The sequence below is a fragment of the Persicobacter diffluens genome (genome assembly GCF_036244895.1).
Lineage (GTDB): Bacteria > Bacteroidota > Bacteroidia > Cytophagales > Cyclobacteriaceae > Persicobacter > Persicobacter diffluens.
In genome coordinates this window covers 292,565-317,138 of the sequence record NZ_BQKE01000001.1, presented here as the reverse complement: position 1 = coordinate 317,138, position 24,574 = coordinate 292,565, and the positions used below count along the sequence as shown (strand labels likewise).

At 41.9% G+C, this 24,574-nt stretch carries 21 protein-coding genes; 11 read left to right on the top strand and 10 right to left on the bottom strand.

The window, feature by feature from the left end; all coding sequences use genetic code 11:
* The first annotated feature begins 116 nt into the window (after positions 1–116).
* The 9 genes from AAA970_RS01305 (at position 117) to AAA970_RS01265 (ending at position 9,677) form a co-directional block, all read left to right on the top strand.
* On the top strand, positions 117–866 hold the full coding sequence (locus tag AAA970_RS01305) for an alpha/beta fold hydrolase (protein WP_338235691.1): 750 nt from the start codon (positions 117–119) through the stop codon (positions 864–866).
* Positions 867–874: 8 nt separating this feature from the next.
* Positions 875–1,540: a CBS domain-containing protein gene (locus AAA970_RS01300; protein WP_338235690.1), complete on the top strand. Its 666-nt coding sequence runs from the start codon at positions 875–877 to the stop codon at positions 1,538–1,540.
* Between the two features lie 85 nt (positions 1,541–1,625).
* Positions 1,626–2,498: an NAD kinase gene (locus AAA970_RS01295; RefSeq protein ID WP_338235689.1), complete on the top strand. Its 873-nt coding sequence runs from the start codon at positions 1,626–1,628 to the stop codon at positions 2,496–2,498.
* A gap of 118 nt (positions 2,499–2,616) precedes the next feature.
* On the top strand, positions 2,617–3,510 hold the full coding sequence (porG, locus tag AAA970_RS01290) for a type IX secretion system protein PorG (protein WP_338235688.1): 894 nt from the start codon (positions 2,617–2,619) through the stop codon (positions 3,508–3,510).
* 78 nt (positions 3,511–3,588) lie between these two features.
* Positions 3,589–4,335 (top strand): isoprenyl transferase, encoded by a 747-nt coding sequence (locus AAA970_RS01285; RefSeq protein ID WP_338235687.1) that lies wholly within the window; start codon positions 3,589–3,591, stop codon positions 4,333–4,335.
* Positions 4,336–4,337: 2 nt separating this feature from the next.
* Positions 4,338–7,016 (top strand): BamA/OMP85 family outer membrane protein, encoded by a 2,679-nt coding sequence (locus tag AAA970_RS01280; RefSeq protein ID WP_338235686.1) that lies wholly within the window; start codon positions 4,338–4,340, stop codon positions 7,014–7,016.
* A gap of 492 nt (positions 7,017–7,508) precedes the next feature.
* A complete protein-coding gene (locus AAA970_RS01275) occupies positions 7,509–8,048 on the top strand; it encodes an OmpH family outer membrane protein (protein WP_060685215.1) in 540 nt (179 codons plus the stop codon).
* A 104-nt stretch (positions 8,049–8,152) separates the two neighbouring features.
* On the top strand, positions 8,153–8,698 hold the full coding sequence (locus AAA970_RS01270; RefSeq protein WP_338235685.1) for an OmpH/Skp family outer membrane protein: 546 nt from the start codon (positions 8,153–8,155) through the stop codon (positions 8,696–8,698).
* A 64-nt stretch (positions 8,699–8,762) separates the two neighbouring features.
* The gene (locus AAA970_RS01265) at positions 8,763–9,677 is read left to right on the top strand and encodes a S66 peptidase family protein (protein ID WP_338235684.1); all 915 of its coding nucleotides are present in this window, start codon (positions 8,763–8,765) and stop codon (positions 9,675–9,677) included.
* Here the strand turns inward: AAA970_RS01265 and chrA are convergent.
* A complete protein-coding gene (gene chrA, locus AAA970_RS01260) occupies positions 9,666–10,844 on the bottom strand; it encodes a chromate efflux transporter (protein ID WP_338235683.1) in 1,179 nt (392 codons plus the stop codon). The two genes, AAA970_RS01265 and chrA, sit on opposite strands and share 12 nt — an antisense overlap.
* Positions 10,845–11,013: 169 nt before the next feature.
* Here chrA and AAA970_RS01255 point away from each other — a divergent pair, with 169 nt between their 5' ends.
* Positions 11,014–11,778 carry a superoxide dismutase gene (locus AAA970_RS01255; RefSeq protein ID WP_338235682.1) on the top strand — a complete coding sequence of 255 codons (765 nt, stop codon included), beginning with the start codon at positions 11,014–11,016 and terminating at the stop codon, positions 11,776–11,778.
* A 98-nt stretch (positions 11,779–11,876) separates the two neighbouring features.
* Here the strand turns inward: AAA970_RS01255 and AAA970_RS01250 are convergent, their stop codons facing one another.
* The 9 genes from AAA970_RS01250 to AAA970_RS01210 all read right to left on the bottom strand — a co-directional run bounded on the left by AAA970_RS01250 (position 11,877) and on the right by AAA970_RS01210 (position 22,334).
* Positions 11,877–12,146, bottom strand: coding sequence for a DUF493 family protein (locus AAA970_RS01250; RefSeq protein WP_053406169.1), 270 nt, complete (start codon positions 12,144–12,146; stop codon positions 11,877–11,879).
* Positions 12,147–12,292: 146 nt separating this feature from the next.
* On the bottom strand, positions 12,293–14,389 hold the full coding sequence (locus tag AAA970_RS01245; RefSeq protein ID WP_338235681.1) for a peptidylprolyl isomerase: 2,097 nt from the start codon (positions 14,387–14,389) through the stop codon (positions 12,293–12,295).
* Positions 14,390–14,740: 351 nt separating this feature from the next.
* Positions 14,741–16,021, bottom strand: a complete 1,281-nt coding sequence (locus AAA970_RS01240; RefSeq protein ID WP_338235680.1) for a hemolysin family protein — start codon at positions 16,019–16,021, stop codon at positions 14,741–14,743.
* Between the two features lie 7 nt (positions 16,022–16,028).
* Positions 16,029–16,265 carry a hypothetical protein gene (locus AAA970_RS01235; protein ID WP_338235679.1) on the bottom strand — a complete coding sequence of 79 codons (237 nt, stop codon included), beginning with the start codon at positions 16,263–16,265 and terminating at the stop codon, positions 16,029–16,031.
* 7 nt (positions 16,266–16,272) lie between these two features.
* Positions 16,273–16,884: an LPS export ABC transporter periplasmic protein LptC gene (gene lptC / locus AAA970_RS01230; protein ID WP_338235678.1), complete on the bottom strand. Its 612-nt coding sequence runs from the start codon at positions 16,882–16,884 to the stop codon at positions 16,273–16,275.
* A gap of 303 nt (positions 16,885–17,187) precedes the next feature.
* Positions 17,188–18,492 carry a tetratricopeptide repeat protein gene (locus AAA970_RS01225; protein WP_338235677.1) on the bottom strand — a complete coding sequence of 435 codons (1,305 nt, stop codon included), beginning with the start codon at positions 18,490–18,492 and terminating at the stop codon, positions 17,188–17,190.
* A 435-nt stretch (positions 18,493–18,927) separates the two neighbouring features.
* Positions 18,928–20,235 carry a tetratricopeptide repeat protein gene (locus AAA970_RS01220; RefSeq protein WP_338235676.1) on the bottom strand — a complete coding sequence of 436 codons (1,308 nt, stop codon included), beginning with the start codon at positions 20,233–20,235 and terminating at the stop codon, positions 18,928–18,930.
* 13 nt (positions 20,236–20,248) lie between these two features.
* Complete coding sequence (gene bamG / locus AAA970_RS01215; protein WP_053406176.1) at positions 20,249–21,619, bottom strand: BamG family beta-barrel-assembly machinery protein; 1,371 nt, start codon at positions 21,617–21,619, stop codon at positions 20,249–20,251.
* On the bottom strand, positions 21,606–22,334 hold the full coding sequence (locus AAA970_RS01210) for a type III pantothenate kinase (RefSeq protein ID WP_053406177.1): 729 nt from the start codon (positions 22,332–22,334) through the stop codon (positions 21,606–21,608). The genes bamG and AAA970_RS01210 overlap by 14 nt, the downstream gene beginning before the upstream one ends.
* Positions 22,335–22,976: 642 nt before the next feature.
* Here AAA970_RS01210 and AAA970_RS01205 point away from each other — a divergent pair.
* Entirely contained in the window at positions 22,977–24,491 is a 1,515-nt protein-coding gene (locus AAA970_RS01205) for a sodium:proton antiporter (RefSeq protein WP_420916721.1), read from the top strand.
* Positions 24,492–24,574 lie beyond the last annotated feature (83 nt).

Genomic DNA, 24,574 nt, shown 5'->3' with positions numbered 1-24,574 from the left:
GTCACCATTTTTTTTACAATAGCTCAAAACTCTACGGAGTATTGAGCTAAATTGCCAAATATTATTTCTACAGGCTAATTCCTCTTATGGCTTTTAGCCTATATTAATGTTATTGCATGACTATTGAAATTAAGGAAGCTCAGGGCTTTCAGTATATAGAGGAGGGTGAGGGGCAAACCATCATGTTGCTTCATGGGTTATTTGGCGCCCTAAGTAATTGGGATGGGGTCGTCCATCACTTCAAAGAAGGGTTCAGGGTCGTTATTCCTTTATTACCCATTTATGAAATCCCAAGAAAACAGGCCAACCTGGAGGGCCTACTGGCGCATATTGAGGCATTCGTCCAAATGAAGGGTTTGAATCATATGATCATCATGGGCAACTCTCTGGGGGGACATCTTGCTTTGATGTATGCGCTGGCACACCCTGATGAAGTGGATAAATTAATTCTGACCGGCTCTTCCGGCCTATTTGAAAACTCCATGGGTAGCTCTTTTCCCAAAAGGGGAAACTACCAGTTCATCAAAGAAAAAGTAGAATATACCTTCTATGACCCCAAAGTGGCCACTAAGGAATATGTGGATGAGGTTTTTAATATCACGAACAGCATCCCAAAGTGTATGAAAATCGTTAGTATAGCTAAGTCCGCTCAACGGAACAATTTAACCGATGAGTTGCCAAAAATTAAAGCCAAAACACTTTTGGTGTGGGGTACCAATGATACCATTACCCCTCCGGAAGTGGCCTATGATTTTGACCGGCTTATACCTGACACTCAACTACGATTCATTGACCGGTGTTGTCATGCTCCCATGATGGAACATCCGGATGTTTTTAACCAGATCGTAGATCGATTCCTGAACTGAAAAATAATATGATTGCAGAATCTCTGATAAACCACTCCATTCCACCATTAAAATCATCTGACAATTCGCAAAAGGCGCTTTTATGGATGGAAGAATTGCGCATGCACCAACTTCCGGTGGTGGACAATCGAAAATTCAAGGGCATGATCTCTGAGGAGTTGGTATTAGAGAATAATAATATCGACGCCCTGGTGGGGGAATATGCTTTGATTGCGGAACAATGTTATGTTCAGAAACATCAGCATATGCTGGATGTCATCAAACTCTCTACCGACTACGGAGTGGACATTGTCGCCGTGGTGGACGAAGATTTAAATTTCCAGGGGATCATTACCTTAAATGATACGCTGAAAGCCTTATCGCAATTATCGGCCATTCAGAGTCCCGGTGGAATATTAATCCTGTCCATGAAACAGATTGATTATTCCCTGGCTGAAATCACCCGACTAATAGAGGAAAACAACACTAAAATCCTCAGTACCTATGTATATGATGACCCTGAGGATCCCACAAGATTACATTTGACGGTTAAACTCAATACCCACGAGCTGCAAAGAATTGTGGCTACATTGGAGCGCTTTGGCTATCTGATTGAAGCCCGTTTCGAGGAGACCACCAGTTTAACCAATGAGCAGGAGCGGTTTGATATTTTGATGAAATATTTAAATATTTAATTTGGCTTTGTAATTTTGAGCCAAAATCCGCTCAACCTTAATAAATGAGGGGTTTTTAAGATTTATTTTTTTTAAAACAATAGTGATGCGCGTCGCCTTACACGGTAAAAACTTCTCAGAACAAAGTATTCCGGTTATGCGAACAATTTTTGACCGAATTGTTCGATACAGTAGTAAAATTTTCCTCTCCGAAAGATATGCCAAAGTCTTGCACTACCGGGGCATCAAATTACCCCTGGCCGGTACTTTTGGGCGTGGAAACTTACCCGAATGCGATGCAATCATTACCCTTGGGGGAGATGGCACCTTGCTAGATACCGTTACTTATGTGGGAAGTAGTGAGACGCCTATTTTAGGTATTAATACCGGAAGGTTAGGCTTTCTGGCCACTATTCCCATCAACAAGTTTACAGAAACTTTCAAAAGAATTCAGGAAGGAGACTACCGAATCGATGAAAGAAGCTTACTTTCTTTACGGACTCCGGAAAACTTTTTCCCCAATCAGAACTTCGCGCTGAATGAATTCACGGTAACCAAAAAGGACAGCTCCTCTATGATTACCGTTCGTGCCTTTATTAATGATGAATACATCAATAGCTATTGGGCCGACGGATTAATCGTGGCCACTCCGACGGGTTCCACGGGTTATTCCATGTCTTGCGGAGGCCCATTGCTACATCCGGCATCCAATAATTTCGTCATTACTCCGGTCAGTCCGCACCACTTAAATGTAAGACCACTGATTATTCCGGATAATTCTGAAATCCGCCTGGAAATAGAAAGCCGATCACGCAATGTTTTAATTTCTTTGGATTCCCGCTCGCAGAGCATTCCCTACCAAACCGAAATCAAACTAAAAAAAGAATCTTTCGGTGTAAAACTGATCCACCTCAATGACTATAGCTTCTATGATACCCTTCGTGGTAAACTCAATTGGGGCATGGATCTAAGAAATTAATTAAAAAATTGTATCTTCAGCTCAAATTTAGTCTCAATCACACCATTCTGCTTATGCAAGAGCAATACGTTTAAAGCATTTTATTATATTTCCCCTCATTTTTGTAATAATTTCGAATTTGAGGTTTCTAATAATCAAAAAACGAGTGGTGTTTTTACCCAAACGCAAAACATATTTATGCTGTAAACTGACCCTCCTGCTAGGATTTATGCTGGTATGGAAGCAGGAAGCCAATGCCCAATTTCAGGAAATTGGCGTCGGGATTGGAGGCATGACCTATACGGGAGACATACAGCCTAATTTTTCTTTTAAAGAAACCCTCCCGGCAGTGGCGGTAGCCTACCGCCGAAATTATCAGTACGGTTTTACCATGCGCTACCAGTTACTGGTAGGAAGCATTCAGGGGAGCGATGCCAATACGGCCAGAGATAATTTTGCCACCAGCCGAAACGCCTCCTTCAATGCACTGATGACCGAGGCGAGTGCCGTCATGGAGTACAATTTCATGGACTACAAAAGCAGTGGCTCTGGTTATCCCTGGACCCCTTATTTATTCCTTGGGGTTGGTTTCAATTACTTTCAGGGCACTTCCTCTATAGCGCCTATCCCCCCTGAAAACTCCGGAGTGGCCAATATCCCGGCTACAAAATACAATTACAATTCCTTCTCTTACACTGCCACAATTACAGGTGGAGACAGCTTTATTGAGCAAAAAAATGCATTTCCACTGGTGATTCCACTGGGCTTTGGCTTTAAATACAGTTTAAACCCAAACTGGACCCTCAACCTGGAATTTGGCGCACGCCTGACTTTCACCGATCGCCTGGACAATGTTTCTCAGGAAATTGAAACCAGCAATCATTCGCAAAGATATTACCCTTCCGAACCGGAAGAAGTTAAAAAAAGAGATTTCTATTACGGACATGATTCGAATGCGGACATGTACTATTACTTTGGTCTTTCCCTGAGTTATGGTTTTTTCAGCGTTCCATGCCCTCATGATTTTTACTAAAGCCCTGCTAATAAGTTTTTATTCTTAAAAAAATTAAAGCAACTTTACAGGCTTGAAGATAAGGAATGGTTATTTCGCATGAAGGAACAGATTAATCCAAATAATATACCTAAACATATCGCCATCATCATGGATGGCAACGGACGATGGGCTAAAAAACAAGGAGCAGCCAGGATTTTTGGTCATCGAAATGCCCTTAAAGCAGTTCGGGAGTCGGTTGAGGGAAGCATGGAATTGGGGGTAAAATACCTTACGCTTTATACCTTCTCCACCGAAAACTGGAACCGTCCAAAATTAGAAATTGAGGCCTTGATGCAATTGCTCGTCAGCACAATTAAAAAGGAGACTCCTGATCTTCACAAAAATGGTGTTAGAATAAATGCTATTGGAGATATTTCCAGCCTTCCAAAAGGTTGTCAGGAAGAACTAAGCTGGGCAATGAATTATACCAAAGGCAACAGCAAGCTGGTATTGAATCTGGCGCTGAGCTACAGTGGCCGGGCCGAGATCATTAACAGTGTTCAAAAAATGGTAGCAGCCGCACAAAGTGGAGCGCTGAAACCTGAAGATATTACCGAAGATTTTATTAGTAAAAGTCTATACACGGCAGAAATCCCTGATCCGGAACTACTCATTAGAACCAGTGGGGAAAAAAGGATCAGCAATTTTTTACTGTGGCAGATAGCTTATACCGAACTACATATTACTGATACCCTATGGCCAGATTTCAGACAAAAACACCTGTTTGAAGCGGTATTAGATTATCAAAAACGCGAACGAAGATTTGGAAAAATTAGCGAACAGGTGCAATCCCAAAACTCATGAAATTGTCTAATATAATCCGATTTATCACTATTTTTTCCCTTGGATTATCCCTGGCTCAAGAAGCCACAGCACAATTCAGAATGGGTGTTGGACGTAAAATTGACAACACCATCAAGCTGGATTATGGAAATCCTAAGGAATATGAAATTGCCGAAATTGACGTACAAGGAATTGAAACCCTGAATAAATCGGCATTGCTCTCCTTAACCGGCCTAAAAGTAGGTGACAAGGTTAGAATTCCCGGAGATGACATCAGTAACGCCATCCGTAAACTGTGGAAACACGGGATTATCGGGGACGTTTCCATTTTGGTCAATAAGCTGGAAGATGGACAGGCATTCCTAACACTGGAATTAAAGGAGCGTCCAAGACTGACGCGTTTTGAATTCCAGGGAATCTCCAAAAGCCAGTCCAAGGAATTGGGAGAAAAAATTAAGCTGATCCGTGGTAGGGTACTGACCGATGCCATTGTGAAAAATGCAGAACTTTCCATTCGTGACTTCTATGTGGACAAAGGACACTTAAATGTGGACGTAAAAACGAAGCAAATTGAAGATACGCTGGTAACCAGCGGTGTTCGATTGATTTTCGATGTCACCAAAAACAACAAAGTAAGGATTGACAAAATCAATGTTTTCGGGGCAGAAGCCATTGATGACCAAACGGTCAAGCGTAAAATGAAGAAAACCAATGAAAACCTTCGTTTTAAACTGCCTAACAGGTTAGCCTCCGACCTCATTTCCCTAGGAAAACCGGAAAACATGAAATACTTCCTGACGCATCAGGAAGGTGACGGCGGCTCCAGCGTAAAGGATTATTTGAATGAAAACGTGAAGCTGAACTTCTTTAAATCCACCAAATTTATTCGCACCGAGTATGAGGAGGATTTAGATAAAGTCATCACTTATTACAACTCCAGAGGTTACCGGGACGCACAAATCATGGAAGATTCTGTTTATGCTTCCGGTAAAGACCGTATCAATGTGGATTTACATATTGAAGAAGGTCAGAAATACTATTTCCGAGATGTAGAATGGGTGGGTAACTTCGTTTATACCGACGAAATCATGAACAAAATCCTGGGGGTAAAAAAAGGGGATGTTTATGATATGGAGCTCATCAATAAAAAGCTGAACTTCAACCCGAATGGTCCAGACGTTTATGGTCAGTATATGGACAACGGTTATCTGGCATTCCGCTGCGAGCCTGTTGAGGTAAAAGTAGAAGGAGATTCCATTGACGTGGAAATGCGTATCGTTGAGGGAGCCCAGTTTACAATCAATAAAGTTCGCTTGACCGGTAATGACCGTACCAATGACCACGTGGTTTACCGTGAGCTAAGAACCGTTCCCGGAGATAAATTCTCCCGTGACATGATTATCCGTACACAGCGCGAGCTTTCTCAGCTGGGTTATTTTGATGCAGAAACCATCAATCCGGTTCCACTGCCCAATATGGCTGCAGAGACTGTAGATATTGAATGGGGCGTACAGGAGCGACCATCCGATCAGATTTCCCTTTCCGGTGGTTGGGGTGGATCCTTCGGTTTCGTAGGAACAGTAGGATTGACCTTTAATAACTTCTCGGTTAAGAATATTTTCGATAAGAGTACTTATCGTCCATTGCCTTCCGGAGATGGCCAAAAGCTTTCCCTGAATATCCAGGCAAACGGGGTACAGTATCAGTCTTATGCAATCGGATTTACCGAGCCTTGGTTGGGTGGTAGAAAGCCTACCTCATTAAATGTGTCTTTCAATCACTCGGTACAGCGTATCTTCCCATTCAATGATTTCAGTTTCACGAATCAGATTGGATTTTTGAAAATGTGGGGAGCATCGATTGGATTAGGAAAGCGTTTGACCTGGCCGGATGACTGGTTTACCATTTCCTACGCATTATCGATGCAGACTTACGAAATGGAGAACTATACTTACTCCAGACTAGGATTTGATACTGGTACTTCTACTAACTTCTCCTTCATTACGACTTTGTCTCGTAACTCGGTGGATAACCCAATGTATCCGCGAACCGGTTCATTGGTAAGTACCAGATTGGCCATGACGCCTCCATATTCTTTGTTCAATAACAAAGATTATGACAACATTGATAATGAGGAAAAGTATCGATTTGTCGAATTCTATAAGGTTAACTTTGACCTGAAAAACTATGTACAAATCTGGGGTGATTTGGTATTGGAAACCAAGGCCCACTTTGGACATATGGGATCCTATACCAATCAGGTTGGGGTAGGTCCTTTCGAAAGATTTGAAATGGGTGGTTCGGGTCTTTCCGGAGGTAACTTCATGTTGGGTACTGATATTGTAGCCTTAAGAGGTTATCAGGATCGTTCCCTGATTCCTTACAACCCGGAAGAACAAATTCAGGGGGGTACAACTTTCGTAAAATATACCGCGGAATTGCGTTACCCACTGTCACTGAATCCATCTGCGACCATCTATGTTCACACCTTTGCAGAAGCGGGTAACAACTTTAATGAGGTCAGTAGCTTTGACCCATTCGATGTAAAAAGATCAGCGGGTGTGGGTGCCAGAATCTTTATGCCGGCCTTTGGTTTGATTGGTATTGACTGGGGTTACGGATTTGATCCGACTCCAACGCAGCCTGCTGGCGGACCTTCCGGTTCTCAGTTCCACTTCACCATCGGACAGCAGATCAGATAATCAGATTGAAAAATATACAAAAGCGATGTTCCTTTGAGCATCGCTTTTTTTATGCCCTGTTTCGAAAAGACGTCCGCCGTTTAACCGGAATGATGCACCAGCAGATTCAAAGGGCTTAAACAAATTTATTCACCGTTGGATGCTTTACCTTTCCTCACTCTTCATGGGATCTCCCCATTACCGATCTTTTCCTGAATTTTTAAAACCCAAAATTGGGGGCTAGGCTTATGGAAATAAATCGAATTTGCGGCCGGATGGTATGCTTTTAAACACACTCTAAAGAACTATTTCTTCCTTGGAAAAAACTTGAAATGAAGAACTACTCCTTCATTTTCCCCCTTGCTGCTAAAGGAGGATTTAAGTATGGACAATCCGGTAAAGCGCTCATAATTCGGTTAATTTCCTTAAATCAAAAAATAATCTAATATTTAGGTTTAATTTCCTTTTAGGAAGCGTAAATTGAAATCTAAAGCAAAACGCTTTTCAATGCATATGAATAAACTGTCTTTCTTTTTTTGCCTGTTGGCCTGCCTTTGTTTTGGTCAATATTCCTGGGCTCAGAAATTTGGTTATGTGGATACAGAATTCATCCTGACCAAAATCCCCGAATATCAGGAAGCCCAGTCAGAAATTAATAAACTTTCCGAAACCTGGCAAAAAGAAATTGCCGAAAGTTATAAAGATATCCAGGCCAAATACGATGAACTCCAGGCCGAAGAAGTCCTGCTTACTGCCGAAATGAAGGAGGAAAGACTGAAGGAGATTCAACGAAAGGAGGAAGAAGTTAAAGCTTACCACAAAAAAGTCTTTGGATTTGAAGGGATGTTCTTCCTGAAGAAAAAGGAATTGATCAAGCCGGTACAAGACAAAGTTTTTGAGGCAGTATCCAAAGTCGCCAAAGAAAAAAGGCTTCAGGTGATCTTCGATAAATCCGGAACACTGGTGATGATTTATACCGACCCGATACACGATTACACCGACTATGTACTGGAAGAACTGGGACTTGGAGATCCCAATGACACCGTAGAATAAGGATAGTGTTAAATAGTGTTAATTCGGATCGATAAATTGGAAGAGTTTTTTTTTAAACTCTTAATCTTTATTAGTTTGCAACAAATTTAATTTTTGGGATAATTATGAAAAATAAAAGCTTAATTACTGCGCTGGCATTGGTGTTGGTATTTTTGGGTTTGAGTGCGCAAGCACAAACTGCAGCAATTAAAATAGGATACACCAATGTTGACTATATCCTAAGCCAGTTACCTGAAGCTAAGCAGATCGAAACGCAATTGAAGGAGTACGAGGCGCAACTTGGCAATCAGTTGCAAGCTAAAATGCAGGAATTCGAAACAAAGTACAGAGACTTCAGCGAAAAAGCCGAAACGATGGTACCTGAGGTTCGTGCAGACAAGCAACAGGAACTTCAAAACATGCAGCAGCAAATCCAGCAGTTCCAGCAAACTGCCCAAGGATCTTTGCAAAAGAAACAACAAGAGTTATTGGAACCTACTTACAAGAAAATCCAGAACTCTATTGATAAAGTAGCGGAAGCAAATGGTTATACCCACGTATTCACTTCTGATGCGGCTGGTTTCCCAGTATTGCTTTATGCGCGTGAAGAAGACAACATCTCAAATTTAGTATTGAAAGACCTTGGAGTAACTCCTCCTGCTTCCAACTAATTTGAAAAAAATATCAATTTAAAAATCCCAATCTTACGGTTGGGATTTTTTATTTTTAAGCCCTATGCAAAAAACCCTGTACCCGCCATTTTTAAAAGAAGGAGATGCTGTTGCCATTGTTGCCATTTCCGGCCCGGTAATGGAGACGCCAGTCCAGGCTGCCCGGAAAATACTGGAAAAAGAAGGCTTCCGTGTCCATTTGGGAGCACATTGCCTGGACCAGGTTGGGATGTTAGCCGGAAAAGATGAAGATCGTCTGGCCGATTTTCAGCAAGCACTGGACAATCCGGAAATCAAGGCTATTCTCTTTGCACGCGGGGGCTATGGGGCCAGCAGGATTATTGACCTGGCGGATTTCAGCCAATTCCGGAAATTGCCAAAATGGTTGGTGGGATTTTCCGACCTTACAGCCATTCACCTGCATTTGGAAAAATACCATATCTGCAGCATTCATGGGGTAATGCCCAATTCCTATGCCCGGGAAGGAGGAGAAGTCGCCCGACAAGCTTTGTTTGGCTTACTCAAAGGGAAAACAACAAAGCTAGCATCCCCTAAACACCCTTTAAACCGTCAGGGGAAAGCGAAGGGAAAAATCTTGGGCGGAAACCTCAGCATCATCAATCATTGCCTCTCAAGCCCTTCAGAGCCGAATTGGAAAGGCGCTATTTTGGTTTTGGAGGATCTGGAGGAACAACTTTACCATCTGGACCGCATGATGATACAATTACAGCGATCAGGGGTACTCTCCCAACTGGCGGGATTGATTATCGGACAATTTTCAGATATGAAAGAGGGGCGTTATCCTTTCGGAAAACTGGCGGAAGAAATCATCCTGCAACATGTTGCGAATTATCAATATCCGGTCTGGGTAGGCGCTCCAATTGGTCATGAGGCTCACAACCTCCCTTTTATTCATGGCGCTAATATTTGCCTGGAAGTAACGGATGAAGGGTCTAGTATTGATTATTTACAAAATTAAGCCTATCCCCAGGGTAAGTAAAACGATAACAGGTGCGGGGACTTTATTGGTAAGAATCAGAATAAATCCTGACAATACCACCAGGATATTCAACCATTGCCACTCTATGGGCATGGCCAGCTGAACGGCTGCAGCAGCCACAAAACCAGAGCTGGCCGCCACAATACCCTTTAAACTTGCTTTGATCACGGCATAATGCTTCAGACGCTCCCAAAAGCGAATAACAAAGAAAATCAAAAATGTGCCGGGAAGGAAAATACCCACCGCGGAGACTAATCCACCCAAAATAGCCATCGGAACACCATGCTGCTGCATACTGAGGGTCCCCACATAAGCACAAAAAGAAAATACAGGTCCGGGAACCGCCTGTACCATGGTATAGCCCGTCAGAAACTCCTCAGAAGTCAGGTACATTTTAAGGCTTACAAATTCCGTGTAGAGTAAAGGAATTAGTACCTGTCCACCACCAAAAACCAGACTGCCATTCCGGTAAAAATTCTCAAAAAGGCGGACTAATTTGTCTTGCGTAAAATATCCGACCAACGCAGCTCCTATGAGCACCCCAATCCATAAAAAGAAATTCTTCCAATCGATACGCCAGGGCGCTTTTTCTGCAGGAGATTTTTCTTCCCGATGATGTCGCCAACTGGTAAAGGTGCCGGCGGCTAATAAGATCAGGGGAAAAAGGAATGGACTGGCAGCCAACAAACATAAAACCACCGAAATCACCATAATGACGACGCCCTCCCCATCCCGAATCACTTTTCGGGCGATCTTAATCCCTGCTGCGGCCACAAAAGCCACTGCCAGTGGTGGAATAAATCGGGTAAAAGCTAATGAAATGTCAAAAGACGCTGCCAGACTTATTAAAAGCCCCAACAAAATCATTAGGGTAATAGCAGGAAAACACCAAATTAACAGTGTCCAATAAGCCAAAGAAGGGCCCCCTAGCCTAAAACCAACCGCTGTAATAGTTTGGGTAGAAGTAGGCCCCGGCAAAATGGAGCAAAGCGCATTTAACTCCAATAATTCCTCCTCGGTGAGATACTGATGCTTTTCTATGAGTACTTCTATAAAAAGCGCAATATGAGCTTGTGGACCGCCATAAGCAGTAAATGCCAATTGCATTACATCTCTTAAAAAAATCAGACGCCTGGCTCTTCTCATAAAAAAGTTTTGATTACAGAAATGGTCTTAACTTCTCACTAATTGGCGCACAAACTGTAGCCAGTGGTACACTTCAAAGGTTTAGACTTTTACTTGCCGTAATATCTGATAAATAAATTTTGAAGAAAAGGATTTAATTTTCAAATTGAATTATTCCAACACAATAATCATGGACAATAAACAAAACCCAAGCAACAGTAGAAGAGCCTTTGTCAAGACCTCTGCCAAAGCTGCCATTATCAGCGCAGCAGGCATGCCTTTAATGGGAGCGCTCAGCAGTTGTGAATCCAAAAAAGAAGAGAAAAAAGAGGAAGCAAAAGAAGTAAAACCTCAGGTAGAGACTTTCAGTCAAATTGCACTTCCTTACGCATTTGATGCTCTGGCGCCCAATATTGATGCCATGACCATGGAAATCCACTACGGGAAGCATCATGCAGGCTATGTTAAAAAATTAAATGCGGCTGTTCAAAAAGAGCAGATTGGTGGTTCTTTGGAAGCTATTCTGGCCAATGTCAGCCAATATTCCACAGCGGTTAGAAATAATGGAGGCGGGCATTACAATCATAATATGTTTTGGCAAGTGATGAGTCCGAATGGGGGAGGAGTGCCCACTGGCAAACTGGCTGCTGCTATTGATCAGGCCTTTGGCAGTTTTGAGGAGTTTAAAGAGCAGTTCTCCAAGGCGGCGGCCACCCGATTCGGTTCAGGCTGGGCCTGGCTGGTGAAAAACGGAACGCAATTGAGTATTGGATCCACGCCTAATCAGGACAATCCATTAATGGATGTGGCGGAGATAAAGGGCACCCCTTTACTTAACCTGGATGTTTGGGAGCATGCCTATTACCTCAACTACCAAAATATGCGGGGCAGCTATATTGAAAACTTTTGGAAGGTGGTTAACTGGGAAGAGGTTTCAAAACGATTTGAGTCCTAATCTCCACTGTTTTACCATAAGAAAAGGCGATTCTTTACCGGAATCGCCTTTTTTATTACTACCCCTTATGTTCAATAGGGCGCCATTTTTACCACAAATTACAAGGAAATCAAACCAGGAATTTTCGCAGCCTTCTTGTAAGTATTGACTACTTCATCAGAAGATCTTACTGCAAACCTCGCAGTGAAAGAGAAGAATTTTCCATTCTTAGAGCGTTTTTCTTCCACCATCTGGCGAGGAAAAATCTCTTTATGAAAATGCTCCACTTCTGTGGACGGAACGATAAACTTGTAAGTATAATTGGTAGGGAATTGATGCTGATCCTCTAATTTTTTCTTAAAGTCTTCGTATGAAAACGACTTAGACATAAATACTCCTTTTCTTTATTTATACGTTGTTTGTCCATCAGCAACTGAATATTGCTGACAACAAGTGCTTAAATACAAACAGCCTGCCGAATTAAATCGACAGGCTGTTGGCTTATTTTTTTCAGACAATTTGTCAGCTAAGCGAATTAATAATACTTATATCGCTCATCTACTACATTGGCTGCCTCTTTCAAAGACTCTGAGATGTTGAAAGAAACACGGTTGTTCAGGTTCGCTTTCAACTGATCTGCATAAGTTTTGTAGTTTGCTATTTCAGGGGCAGTGGTTTTCGCTACTAATTGGATCACCAAGATACCGTTATCGGTTACTACTGCTTTGGAAATCTCACCTTTCTCCAAGCCGAAGATAGTACCTACTGCTTCCGGTGCATAACCTACAGATGGTAAAATGTTAGAAGCAATTTTCAAATCAGAAGCTTCGTAAACTTTAGCGTCATCGCCGTAGTTCTTCGCCATCTCATCCAAAGTAGCTCCGGACAATTTCTCCTTGATGATCTCTGCTTTCTTCTCTTTTTTCACTTTATCTGTCACCTCTGCTTTCACTGCAGAAAGTGGAGACGTTCCTTCTTCCACTACGGAAGTCAAGGCTGCTACCACATAGTTCTCACCAGCGTCCTGCGCTTCAGAAACCTCACCGATAGCTGCATCACGGAATGCCCAGCTAATTACAGCACGAGCATCAGCAATAGATCCCAATCGACGATCATTAGCGCCTAAACGAGCGGCAGTCTGAACGCGGTAATTGTTCTCTTTTGCAAGCGCTTCCATTTCGTTAACATCACCAGCATTGGTCGCCAGCATATCCGCATCACGGAAGATCTTATCACGCGTTTCATCAGAAGCAATCATCTCACGTTGGATAGTCGCAACGCTGAATGCCTTTGTTGTCACCGGCTCTGTTACTTTAATAATGTGGTAACCGAACTGCGTCTCTACAACAGCACCATAAAGACCTGCTTTGTTCATTCCGAAAACTGCCTTTTCGAATGGCTCTACCATACGACCTTCAGAGAACCATCCCAAGTCACCACCGCGAGAAGCAGATGGATCCGCAGAATTTTCCTTGGCCATTTCCTCGAAATCAGCACCACCTTTGATTTTTCTCAAAATGCTGTTTGCCTCTTTCTTTGCTTTTGCTTTAGCCTCGTCTGAACTATCTTCAGCGCGAATCAAAATGTGGCTAGCTTTAGCCGACTTTGTTCCTTCCTCAGAAATTTTAGATACTTTATAAAGCGTATAGAATCCACCTTCCGCATAAGGACCACGAACATCCCCTTCAGAAAGGTTACCTGCGTTAGCCTGTAACATACGTGGCAATTGATCGATTGAGAAAGTTCCAAAAGACTGGCCATTCACATCAGTATTGGCTGCAGCGTACTCTGCATCTTCTGCTACTGCTTTGAATTCGTCTTTGATCTCGTTGATCTCGGTAAAGAAAGCAGCTGAATCAGAAGCAGAAGGCACAATTGGGAAAGTTACATACTTCACCGCACGGTAAGCTTCTGTCTGATATTGTTTCGAATGAGCGCTTAAATAGCTTTTCAATTCACTGTCCTTCACAGGTACTAAAGAGTCACCCACTGTGTAGAAAGGAACATAAAGATATTTTGCTTCAGCTACTTCGGTTTCCCCTTCGTACTGACGCTTCGCTTCTTCAGTAGTTACATAGTTAGCACCCTGAACCAAGTAATCAAATTTCAAACGTTCACGAGCAGGAATCAATGAAGCCTCAAAAGAAGTCCACTGTGCTTGCTGCTGAGGAGGCATTTGTGACATTTGCGCCAAGAACTGCACCAAACGATCTTTGTCAAACACACCTGTCTGAGGATCAGTGAATGAAGCCTGGATCTGTGGGCTGATATTCTTACCCTGAACCATGTCAATCAATTCCTCATCTGATACTTTGATTCCCAAAGCCTCATATTCAGTTTTGAAGGTTTCTTTGATCACCAAAAGATCCCACGCTTGCTGACGCAAAGAGTTGGTCTCCGTTTCAGAAGGAAATCTACCGTAATTATTACGGAAGTTGATTTTTAGTTCCTCTATTTGGTTTTGGTATACTTCTAAGGGTATTTCATTTCCTGCAATCTCCCCCACAACTCGATCATCCTGAGAGGAACCCGGAGCTAACAAATCACCACCTACAATAAAAACTAACAGACCAACTGCAATTACACCTACAGCGACGCCTGTTTTCTCACGTATTTTGTTAATTAAAGCCATTGTTTAACACAATCTAAAAAAAGCGCTACGATTATTATTTCTTATTTATTTACAATTTTTGGTAGAGGAAGCCTGGTAAAAATGCTCAGCTTTCGCTGCTCCAAAAAATATCTTGGACTCCCCTCAAAAAAAATTTGGTTCGAAATATCGGTAAAAAACCATTGAAAATAAACCTTTTCAGCAGGGGATTCTAAAAAAATGACTATTTCGTTCTTAGCCTAGCCATTTAAGCCTTATTTCAATCCCGAGCGAGATTAAAATTATCAAAATATTAAGGAAGGACACAATATTTTAATGAAGGAAAAGCAAAATTTGCCAAAATCAGCTATTTCTTCCCCGGGCAGGGAGAAGTTAATCCTCCAGATTTGACCGGTCCAGCTGAACAATATCAATTCCATTTTCCTTCCTGATCTCAATGGTGATCAAACCTATAGAAGTAAAAATTTCCTCTTTTTCCTCCGGAATCTTCTGAGCTTCGGCAAAAATAAATCCCCCTAAGGTATCATAATCCCCTTCCGGTATATCCCAGTCATATTTTTCATTTAAATAATCAATATCCAGCCGGGCAGAGAGACGATAATGCTCTTCCCCGATTTCCTCTTCTACCAAATCCTCATCATCATGCTCATCCTGAATTTCTCCCAGAATCTCCTCAATTACATCTTCCACACTCACAATACCGGCCGTTCCCCCGAATTCATCTACTACTACTGCAATACTTTTCTGATCACTCACAAATTGAAGAAGCAGGTCATTGGCCAGCATGGTTTCGGTAACAATGGGAATATCCATCATATTTTCCTTCACGCTCTTAGGCTTGCGAAACAAATCTGAGCTGTGACAATAGCCGATGATATCATCCACAGACTCCCTGTAAACTAAAATTTTGGAATGCCCGCTTTCCATAAAAGCATTTTTTAAGTCCTCTACAGCGGCATTTTCTTCCACGGCCACGATATCAGTCCGGGGCACCATACAGTCTCTCACCTGTACGGTTTTAAACTCCAGTGCATTGTTAATGATACGGGAATCGACCTCTTGTTCCTCCTCATAGCCTTCTTTTAAATTACTTACAAACTGGCTGAGCTCCGTTCTGCCTAACATCCCGGAATCTTCAGAATAGGGCAGGCGCATCACATGCACGATGAATAATTCTGACACAAACATGACCATGGCCACCACCGGACGACTAAGCTGGTAAATTAACCATACCGGAACCATCAACACTTTCAAAATCCCATTGGGATCAATCAGAAAAAGGGATTTGGGGGTAAACTCGGATAAAAAAAGGACAATCACAGTGGAGATCACCGTCTGCAAGAAGAATAATAAGAACTCATTATCTTCCGGAAGAAAGTGATAAACACTATTAAAACCTTCGATCACTTTCGCCATAAATATGGTGTAAACCATCAGCGTAACCGTATTGCCCACCAACATAGTAGCCACAAACTGGCTGGGGCTTTTCAAAAATTTGGTATACACTTTACCGGACAACATACCCTTTTTCTCATCCAACTGAAATTGTAGCTTATCGGCGGAAATAAAGGCAATTTCTACCCCGGAAAAGAGGGCTGAAGCCAATAATGAAATGACTACGATATAAATCGGTTGTTCCAAACTTTCAATCATAAGGTCGTTAAGCTTTACGCCTGTTTTTCTTTTTCCCTTTTGGGTTTCCGGAATCCTTCTTTGGGGCATCAGCCTGCTTTTTTACCGGCCCCCGAAGCAACTGATAACCAAAGAAACCGGCCAGGCTAAACATAAAAATAAAATAGGATTTTTGAAAACCATAAAGCATGGTCTGGTGCACCCCAATAATGAAGGCGACGACCGTTAGGGCAAATACGATTTGAGTGATTAATCCTCTTGACATGAAAATACTATTGAATGTCTGTAATAGGTGCTACCATCATCGTGGAGTCTACACCTGTGGAATCTTCTTCCTCTTCCTCTTCCTCATCGAGCTCAATAGTTCCTTTGGGCGTGCGAATGTGATAAAAGGAAAAATCCTGAGCAGCATCCAGTCCCTCACCAGTCAATATTTGCCCCTCCGACTCAATTCTCACAAACTTCTCCGTATAGACCTTTTTGGTTTTCGGATTCCAGAACAACTCCTCCGTATTCAGTTTTTCTCCGGACTCTACATTCTGAACCCGCACATCACCCTGAGCCTTATACTCCATTTTCTCCTTTTCGTAATAGCAATAATTGCATCGAAGGGTGGCTTCCATCTCGCCCTCTTTATTAAAAAATTCGAGATACAATCCCTCGGGAAACTCCCGATCACCGGATTCAAACTCTAATTGCTTGTCAGCCTCCAGGGTCAGCACCAATCTTGCGGAATCACTGTAATAGGTCAGGATCGTGTCCGCCTCCATCATAGGGCCCTCGTAGGATACAAAAACGTTCACGTCTTTTTTCTCTTCCTCACAGGCTGAAAGCGTTAGCAGGGCCAATAGTATCGCCCAAAAACCGAAAAAATGCTTGTTCATGGATATTAATAAGCGGAATGATGATTTTAAACAAAGATATAAAAAAAGCAGGCAATCAAAATACAGCCTGCCTGCTCTTTAACCCGAATTATTCACCGCTAAATTTATTAATTGACCTCAAGCAGCTTAATTTCAGTTCATTATAATTAATTTTCTTTGATTTATAATGGCCCCAATTTGGGCAAGCTTGCTTTCTCCTCATTCATCTGTTTCGTTGGAAAAAACTCTAATTAGAGCACTCTTCCTTCATTTTCCCACCCTACTGCTAACAAGGATTTCAGGATGCTCCATTAGGACTAATACTTAATCCCGCTTCTGGACCTGTACCGTTTTATTAATCCAGCAGCCGATGTTTACCGGATCCCCCACATTTAAATCATAGGTAAAAATATCCTCCATATTCGGAAACTGAGATTTAGCATTGGCCATTCCACTTTTATTGCCCGCCTTGGCATACATTTCATACGCGGCTATGAATACCGCCCGATCTTTGACCTTATTTTGGTTCTGTCGGCACCGCTCAAAAGAACCAAAGTATAAATTCCCCACGAAGGTATAGGCTTCCACTTTTGCCGGATTCAAAGCCACGGCTTCCATGGCCATTTTTCTGGCCTGACTCAAGTTCTTTTGTTTTTCATGGATACCTGCAATTTCCAACTTCATATCAGCCTGTTTTTCTGCATCCTCAGCCTGCTCCTCCGCCAAATAAAAAAACTTCATGGCGTTCTCATAATTGCCATTTTGCTTTTCCTTTACCGCAATTAATTTCGCCATACCAAAGCTGGGTTCCTGCTCATAAATAATTTTGGTAGCAGCAAGGAAAACGGGTAAATCCATGCACTGCCCGGCATAAGACAGCTTAAAGATTTGTCTGGCCAAATCTATATTTTGAGGATCCTGTTGCAATTTAGGTCCCAGATTATTGGCGATAAAATCACAATCAACATCTATAATTTGCGGCAATAGCTGGTCCACCAAATCCTTGATTTTCTCTACCTCTTCCGGCTTTTTGGAGGTCTTCATCTGCGCAGTCAGAATGCCATCTATCTCATCGTAAATAGCCAACACCTCTTCATCGGTAAAGGCGGATTCGTCCTGGCTACGATAGCGGCGTACAATATCAAAATAACCAAAACAGTTACGGTCCATTGTTTTATTCCCTTTTAAGGAAATTACCTCCTGGTATAGCTTCACCAAGCCCGGATATTCCTCCGGGCTGTCTTTAAAATACTTATAGGCATAATATGCCTTTCGATCCAGCACCAAGGCCTTTTGCCCGAAATACTGAATTCTTAAATCATAAGAGCGCAGAGCGGAATCTTGCAGCTGCTTTTTACGAGCAGGGTCTTTTTCTTTGGTGGCAAGGGCGTCATAAATTTTTGCCGCATTCTGATACAGCGACTTATTTAAATCAGGTGCGTTAACCATTAACCACAGCAAGGGCTCCTGACAGGCCGCATAATTTTTCGCTTTCAGGTTGTCGGTATAAATAACGTTCTTCTCCTGGGCCAGCTCTTCCTGACCAGCGGGCCAATTCCATCCTGATTGCGCAAACGAAGCTCCCCAAACCATGGAAAGCGTCAATACTAGAATAAATTTAAATTTCATATTTAAAAAAAAGGGTAAGTGATAACAACGACATCATTAAAAATCCCCACTGAATTTCAGACCTCAAAAAAAGCATCCACACCGCACAAAATGCCTGAAAACAAAACATCTCCCTCACTAAAACCCTAAATAGCAAAATATTCTATGGAAAAGTAATAGGACAGCGTAAAAAATATGCAAATTATTCTTTACTCAATAATAGTTAAGCTTTAACCAAAAAATTTAAACCGCTTGGTTCATACTTTAAACCTCAGCCTCCAACTAAATTCTAATTATAGGAAGCGATGCTAAAATCTTGCGACAATAGCGCTTTTGGCTGCATCATTAACCCGGATAATTCATGCTTTAATCCGGCTTAAGCTTGAAAATCCAGCCTAAAAAAAAAAGCGGTCAACCCAAGGCTAACCGCTTTTAATATATCACTAAAGGTGATGATTAGTCACGCTTCTGAACTTTCACTGTTTTGTTAATCCAACATCCGATAGATACAGGATCACCAACATTCATATCATAGGTAAAAATATCCTCCATCGATGGGAACTGCGCTTTTGCATTCGCCATTCCACCTTGGTTACCCGCTTTAGCATACATCTCATAAGCAGCGATGAATACTGCACGGTCCTCTACCTTATTTTTGTTTTGCTTACACTTATCGAATGAAGAGAAGTACAAGTTACCAATCAAAGTATAAGCCTCTTTTTTGGATGGATCAGCAGATACCGCCTTCATGGCAAACTCACGTGCTTTAGCAGCTTGGTGAGATTTTGCATAAACGTCAGCCATATCCAGGAACAATCCTGCTTTCTTGGTTTCATCGTCAGTCAATTCCAAAGCCTGATTGAAGTAAGCCAAAGCATCCTCGTAATTACCCGCTTGCTTTTCCTTCATCCCTACCAATTTCGCTACACCGAAATCTGGCTCCTGAGACTGAATCACTTTTGCGGAAGCCAAGAATACCGGATCTTCCATACAACGACCTGCCACAGATAATTTGAAAATGTTTTTCGCCAATTTCAAATCGTTAGGATCCTGCTCCAGCTTTGGGCCTAAAGTGTTAGCAATGAAATCACAGTCAACATCTACAATGGAAGTAAACAATTTGTCTACATTCTCACGGATAGTCTCCAATTTATCAAGGTTTTTACCTTTTGCTTCTTTCTGATCAAGGATAGTAGAGATTTGCTCATAAGTTGCAATAACGGTCTCATCAGAGATCGCATTCTCATCCTGTTCTTTATAACGACGCATCAAATCCATGTACGCCACGCAGTTGTTATCCAAAATTTTGGCTCCGTTCAATTCAAAAGCTTCTTTGAACATCTCGTAAACCTCTGGATATTTCTCTGCCTCATCCTTATAATAATAGTAAGCGTAATATACCTTACGATCAATTACGGCAGCTTTTTGACCAAAATATTTAGCACGCAAATCATAGGTCAACATAGCGGAATCCTGCAACATTGCCTTTTGAGCTTTGTCCTTAGATTTCTTCGCTAATGCATCGTAGATTTTTGCACCATTTTGGTAAAGGGATTTATTCAAATCAGGAGCATTAACGATCAACCAGTTTAAGGGCTCACGGCAAGCTTCATAATTTTTTGCTTTCATGTTATCCGTATAGATAACGTTTTTTTCCTGTGCAATTTCCTCTTGTCCTTCAGGCCAGTTCCATCCCGCCTGTGCGTAGGACACAGTCGCACTTCCTGCGATTAACAGAAGACTTAAGAGTGATTTGATCTTCATAGTAAATTATTGATTAGTCGTATTTTCTTCTTATAAACCAACGTTCACTGAAAGTTACCCCAACAGAGAGCTGAAAATAGGTTTCTCTAAATGCTCCTTCTACTGCTGCATCTCGCACCCCGGCTACACCAGCCAAAGACAGAGAATTATATCCAATAGGAAAAGTAGCACCTGCTGAAACAGCCATATTCGTTACCGATGTTGTCCCTCCATTCGCATCAACCATTAGATAGGGGGTCTGCTCATAAAAGAAACCGGCGCGATAAGCCACGCGGGATAAATAATTTCTTACGGAGAAAAAGTCAGGAATATATTCCCCACCTACCGCTACTCGATAAGAATTCCCCATAGATACCGCATTGGTACTGCTTTCAATATGGCTAGCGTAAGCTGACCAATCCTGTTGTGTAAAATCTACCGCAATAGAGTATTTATAATCTTTTTCAAGTGAAACACCCAATCCCAATTTTGCAGGGATTATGGTTTCAAAATCCGGATCGTTTGAGATTTGCTGTCGAAAAACCTGCTCATCATAAGGGTTTTCCGTACTTACTCTCCTTTCCAATACCACTTCATTATTCCCACTCAAATCTGCTCTGAAGTCATAAGTAGCCCCTACATTAATATAGGTCTTTTCAGCAAGCTTACCTTTATATCTACCACCTAACTGAAAGGAGAAGTCACTTACTTCAATGACATTCTGATAGGCAGTCAGATAATTAAAAGCAAATGCTTCTTCTGCTATATCCGGGTCCAAATCAAAAGCGCGTTCGTCGTAGTATCGACTAATTTGCTCTCTCGTATAAAAACCAAACAAATATGATGCCTTTATCCCCAAACTAAAATTTTTATTAAGCCGAACCCCATTTGCCCAGTAGGCTGACCTTAATCCGCCATCTCCTCTAAGTTCCCGGCTTTTGTAAATATAGGGGCTTCCATCTGGCGCCATCGGGCCATCCATAACCCCTACGGTCCCCTGATTAATTCTGTAATTCACCGCAGAATAAGGGTTAAAACCAAAATTCATGGTCCAACGATTAAACATAACCGGGAAAGCGATGGAAATATAGGAAAGGTTACCGGTACTGGAATATTGGGAAAATTCTCCATCCTCTACTTTTCTTCCTTCATAAAATCCCCCCACCTCAATCAAAGTACTGGTATTATTCGCCAATAGTGCCGGGTTCAGGTTGTTGATAAACCAGGGTGCACTTGAAGCAATCCCCACTCCGCCTTTACCTAAGTTTGAAACATATCCCTGTGGCATAAGATTCCCAACCCCCAAAGAGGAGTAAGGTGTCTGTGCTACCTGGGCCTTTAGGTCTGCTGCGAAAAACCAACAAAACAGTATCAGGCCAAAAAGACTATATCTATTTTTTAGCATTATGAAGTAAAATTGCCTGTAATCCGTATAACACCAAATCAGGCTCTAACAGAATATTTTTTCCATCCAATTGCTCGAGAAACGCAGGTGCGTCCCCTCCACATAGAACGACATGCAAGGTATTAAATTTAGCGCGATAGTGTGAAATAATTTCGCGCATTTCTGATAAAAGTCCATAAAATGCACCACTTTGCATACATTCCACAGTACTTTTCCCCATTATTTCCGCGGGAACTTCGCCTTGTAAAAGCGGCAGGCTCCGGGTAAACTCATGCATGGCACGTAAGCGCATTTGCCAACCAGGAGAAATACTTCCCCCATGATAAACCCCTTTTTCATCAATCAAATCAAAAGTCACACAGCTACCGGCGTCTATTACCAGACTGGCTTCGGAGGGAAAGCGTTGCACAGCTCCGCAGACACCGGCCAGCCGATCCATCCCCAAAGTTTCGGGAGAATAATATCGATTTTCAATAGGAACCCTTGTTTCCGGCCCTAACACCATCCAACGATTATTTGGCTTTTTCACAATATGCAAAACCTCTTCAGGGATTTCGCCTACTGCCCCCAAAATTCCTAAGGCTTCAGGGTATTGATTTAAAACATTAAGGATATCATCCAAATTCGTTTCTTTTATGACTTTGGTCAATTTAAGACCCGAAAAAACGCCTATCTTTGTCCGTGTATTACCAATATCCAGAACGATTTGATCCATTCCGCTTTCATTTTGTTCTAGACAAAATTAATGAAATAAAATACAACATCTCCATCCCTGAACCGGAGGATATGTTAAATATAGTTAACATATGATCATGCATTCAAATCGGCACTAATGCCTTTTTTTCATTTTGACTTATTTCTTATGACATTCCATAACAATTGTCACAAAAGGATATTTAATGATAACATATATTGCGTGAAGAAAATTAACCTGTCCTGAAATCCTCTTAAAATTTCAGGGCTAAAGTTTTAGAATAATTCAATATTAATACTTTTTCCAGGCTCCCCTTAAATTTTAAATAATAAGACTGTATATCAAGTAGTTACTAAAGACATTTAAAGACCTGCATTTCTTTCAATAGATTTAAATAGGTGCATTTCGAACTTTGGTAATTTATTGATAACATCAAAAAACGAAAAATGGCATAAAAATGGCTGCAAATAATGCATTTTGACATAAATTCTTGCCCCATTTGAGCGAAAGCCCAAATATTAGTTTGAAACATTACACAATAATTTTATAGATGATCCCTTCGGGGATGATTTTTTTGGTTTGATTTAGGAGATTATGAGAAAATTACTTGTTTGGCTGTTAGTATCGGTGCTAACAGTGGCCGGAGCAGTTGACCAACCAGCAATGGCCCTTGACCAGGCGGAAACAACTACTGTCACTACGGTTGCGACCGGGCAGGATCATCAGGAGGATTCCCACCATCAGGAAGCCGAGCACGACAGCCATGGAGCACATGATGAACACCACGAGGCTCCGGCATGGACGGTTATTCCGTTCGTTTTATTGCTTTTAATGATTGCTACAGGCCCATTATTCTATGAGCACTTTTGGCACCATCATTATCCAAAGGTAGCTGTTGGATTAGCCACTCTGGTGATTAGTTATTACATCTTTGTTTTAGGCAACACCCACGGACCAGTTCATGCCTTTTTTGAATACTTTCAGTTCATTGCCCTGCTAACGGGACTGTATGTCGCCTCTGGAGGTATCATGATCAATGTGGACCGGGAAGGAACTCCAATGGCCAACACCGTCCTTTTAGTGATTGGTGCTGTAGTGGCCAATATCATTGGTACTACCGGAGCTTCCATGTTATTGATTCGCCCTTTCATGAGATTAAACAAAGGACGAATTAAACCTTACCATATCGTTTTCTTCATCTTTATGGTTTCCAACGTTGGGGGTTGTTTGACACCAATTGGTGACCCTCCATTGTTTTTAGGGTTTTTGAAAGGAGTTCCATTCTTCTGGACCCTTACGCATAACTGGGACACCTGGGCATTTGCGATCATCATTTTAGCGATTGTATTCTACTTCTATGACAGCAAAAATCACGAGAATAATCTGGAGAGTGATTTGGAATTCAATGCAGGGGATGACAATGGCGGAAACGTTTCTGTAAAAACGCAGGCAGGTAAAGCCGTTCACACTGGTAAAGTTACTTTTGTTGGTTCTAAAAACTTCGTTTGGCTGGCAGTGGTAGTCGTGGCAGTATTCTTGGATCCTAACGTTTTTGACTGGGTTCCGGCCATTAATTATGACGGACAAAAAATGTCTTTCCTACGGGAGGTGATCATGCTAAGCGCGGCATTCTTCTCTTTCAAATGGGCCAATAAAGATGCCCTTAAAGGAAACGGCTTCAACTTTGAGCCTATCCGTGAAGTAGCCTTCATCTTCATTGGTATCTTCGGAACCATGATGCCTGCATTAGAATTGGTAGGGAACTTTGCCAAATCCGAAGCGGGTCAGGCATTGATCAACCACAACTCATTGTACTGGGGAACAGGTGCACTTTCCGGCTTCCTGGATAATGCGCCGACCTATTTGAACTTCCTGGCAGCAGCTATGGCTTCTAAAGGGGCGGATCTTTCCAATCAGTCTGAAGTGATTGCCTTTGCAGCTGGTCAAATGGCCAACTCAGCGGTAGAATTAACAGCGATTTCGGTGGCCGCGGTATTCTTTGGCGCAATGACCTATATTGGTAATGGCCCGAACTTTATGGTAAAATCCATTGCAGAGCAGGAAGGGATCAAAATGCCATCCTTCTTTGGTTACATTCTGAGATTCTCTCTTCCAATTTTGTTCCCAATTTTGGTAGTGGTGTGGGTGTTATTCTTCTACCTACAGCTATTTGGATAAAACATTAAGCTATTCAATATCAAAGCACTGGCCAATTGCGGTCGGTGCTTTTTTTATATCAAGTATTCAGAATAATCATTTGA

Excerpts from the sequence above, each read along its gene's own strand:
- AAA970_RS01305 (WP_338235691.1), top strand. The coding sequence starts at position 117 with ATGACTATTGAAATTAAGGAAGCTCAGGGCTTTCAGTATATAGAGGAG.
- AAA970_RS01300 (WP_338235690.1), top strand. The coding sequence starts at position 875 with ATGATTGCAGAATCTCTGATAAACCACTCCATTCCACCATTAAAATCA.
- AAA970_RS01295 (WP_338235689.1), top strand. The coding sequence starts at position 1,626 with ATGCGCGTCGCCTTACACGGTAAAAACTTCTCAGAACAAAGTATTCCG.
- AAA970_RS01285 (WP_338235687.1), top strand. The coding sequence starts at position 3,589 with ATGAAGGAACAGATTAATCCAAATAATATACCTAAACATATCGCCATC.
- AAA970_RS01275 (WP_060685215.1), top strand. The coding sequence starts at position 7,509 with ATGAATAAACTGTCTTTCTTTTTTTGCCTGTTGGCCTGCCTTTGTTTT.
- AAA970_RS01270 (WP_338235685.1), top strand. The coding sequence starts at position 8,153 with ATGAAAAATAAAAGCTTAATTACTGCGCTGGCATTGGTGTTGGTATTT.
- AAA970_RS01265 (WP_338235684.1), top strand. The coding sequence starts at position 8,763 with ATGCAAAAAACCCTGTACCCGCCATTTTTAAAAGAAGGAGATGCTGTT.
- chrA (WP_338235683.1), bottom strand. The coding sequence starts at position 10,844 with ATGAGAAGAGCCAGGCGTCTGATTTTTTTAAGAGATGTAATGCAATTG.
- AAA970_RS01255 (WP_338235682.1), top strand. The coding sequence starts at position 11,014 with ATGGACAATAAACAAAACCCAAGCAACAGTAGAAGAGCCTTTGTCAAG.
- AAA970_RS01250 (WP_053406169.1), bottom strand. The coding sequence starts at position 12,146 with ATGTCTAAGTCGTTTTCATACGAAGACTTTAAGAAAAAATTAGAGGAT.
- AAA970_RS01245 (WP_338235681.1), bottom strand. The coding sequence starts at position 14,389 with ATGGCTTTAATTAACAAAATACGTGAGAAAACAGGCGTCGCTGTAGGT.
- AAA970_RS01240 (WP_338235680.1), bottom strand. The coding sequence starts at position 16,021 with ATGATTGAAAGTTTGGAACAACCGATTTATATCGTAGTCATTTCATTA.
- AAA970_RS01235 (WP_338235679.1), bottom strand. The coding sequence starts at position 16,265 with ATGTCAAGAGGATTAATCACTCAAATCGTATTTGCCCTAACGGTCGTC.
- lptC (WP_338235678.1), bottom strand. The coding sequence starts at position 16,884 with ATGAACAAGCATTTTTTCGGTTTTTGGGCGATACTATTGGCCCTGCTA.
- AAA970_RS01225 (WP_338235677.1), bottom strand. The coding sequence starts at position 18,492 with ATGAAATTTAAATTTATTCTAGTATTGACGCTTTCCATGGTTTGGGGA.
- AAA970_RS01220 (WP_338235676.1), bottom strand. The coding sequence starts at position 20,235 with ATGAAGATCAAATCACTCTTAAGTCTTCTGTTAATCGCAGGAAGTGCG.
- bamG (WP_053406176.1), bottom strand. The coding sequence starts at position 21,619 with ATGCTAAAAAATAGATATAGTCTTTTTGGCCTGATACTGTTTTGTTGG.
- AAA970_RS01210 (WP_053406177.1), bottom strand. The coding sequence starts at position 22,334 with ATGGATCAAATCGTTCTGGATATTGGTAATACACGGACAAAGATAGGC.
- AAA970_RS01205 (WP_420916721.1), top strand. The coding sequence starts at position 22,977 with ATGGCCCTTGACCAGGCGGAAACAACTACTGTCACTACGGTTGCGACC.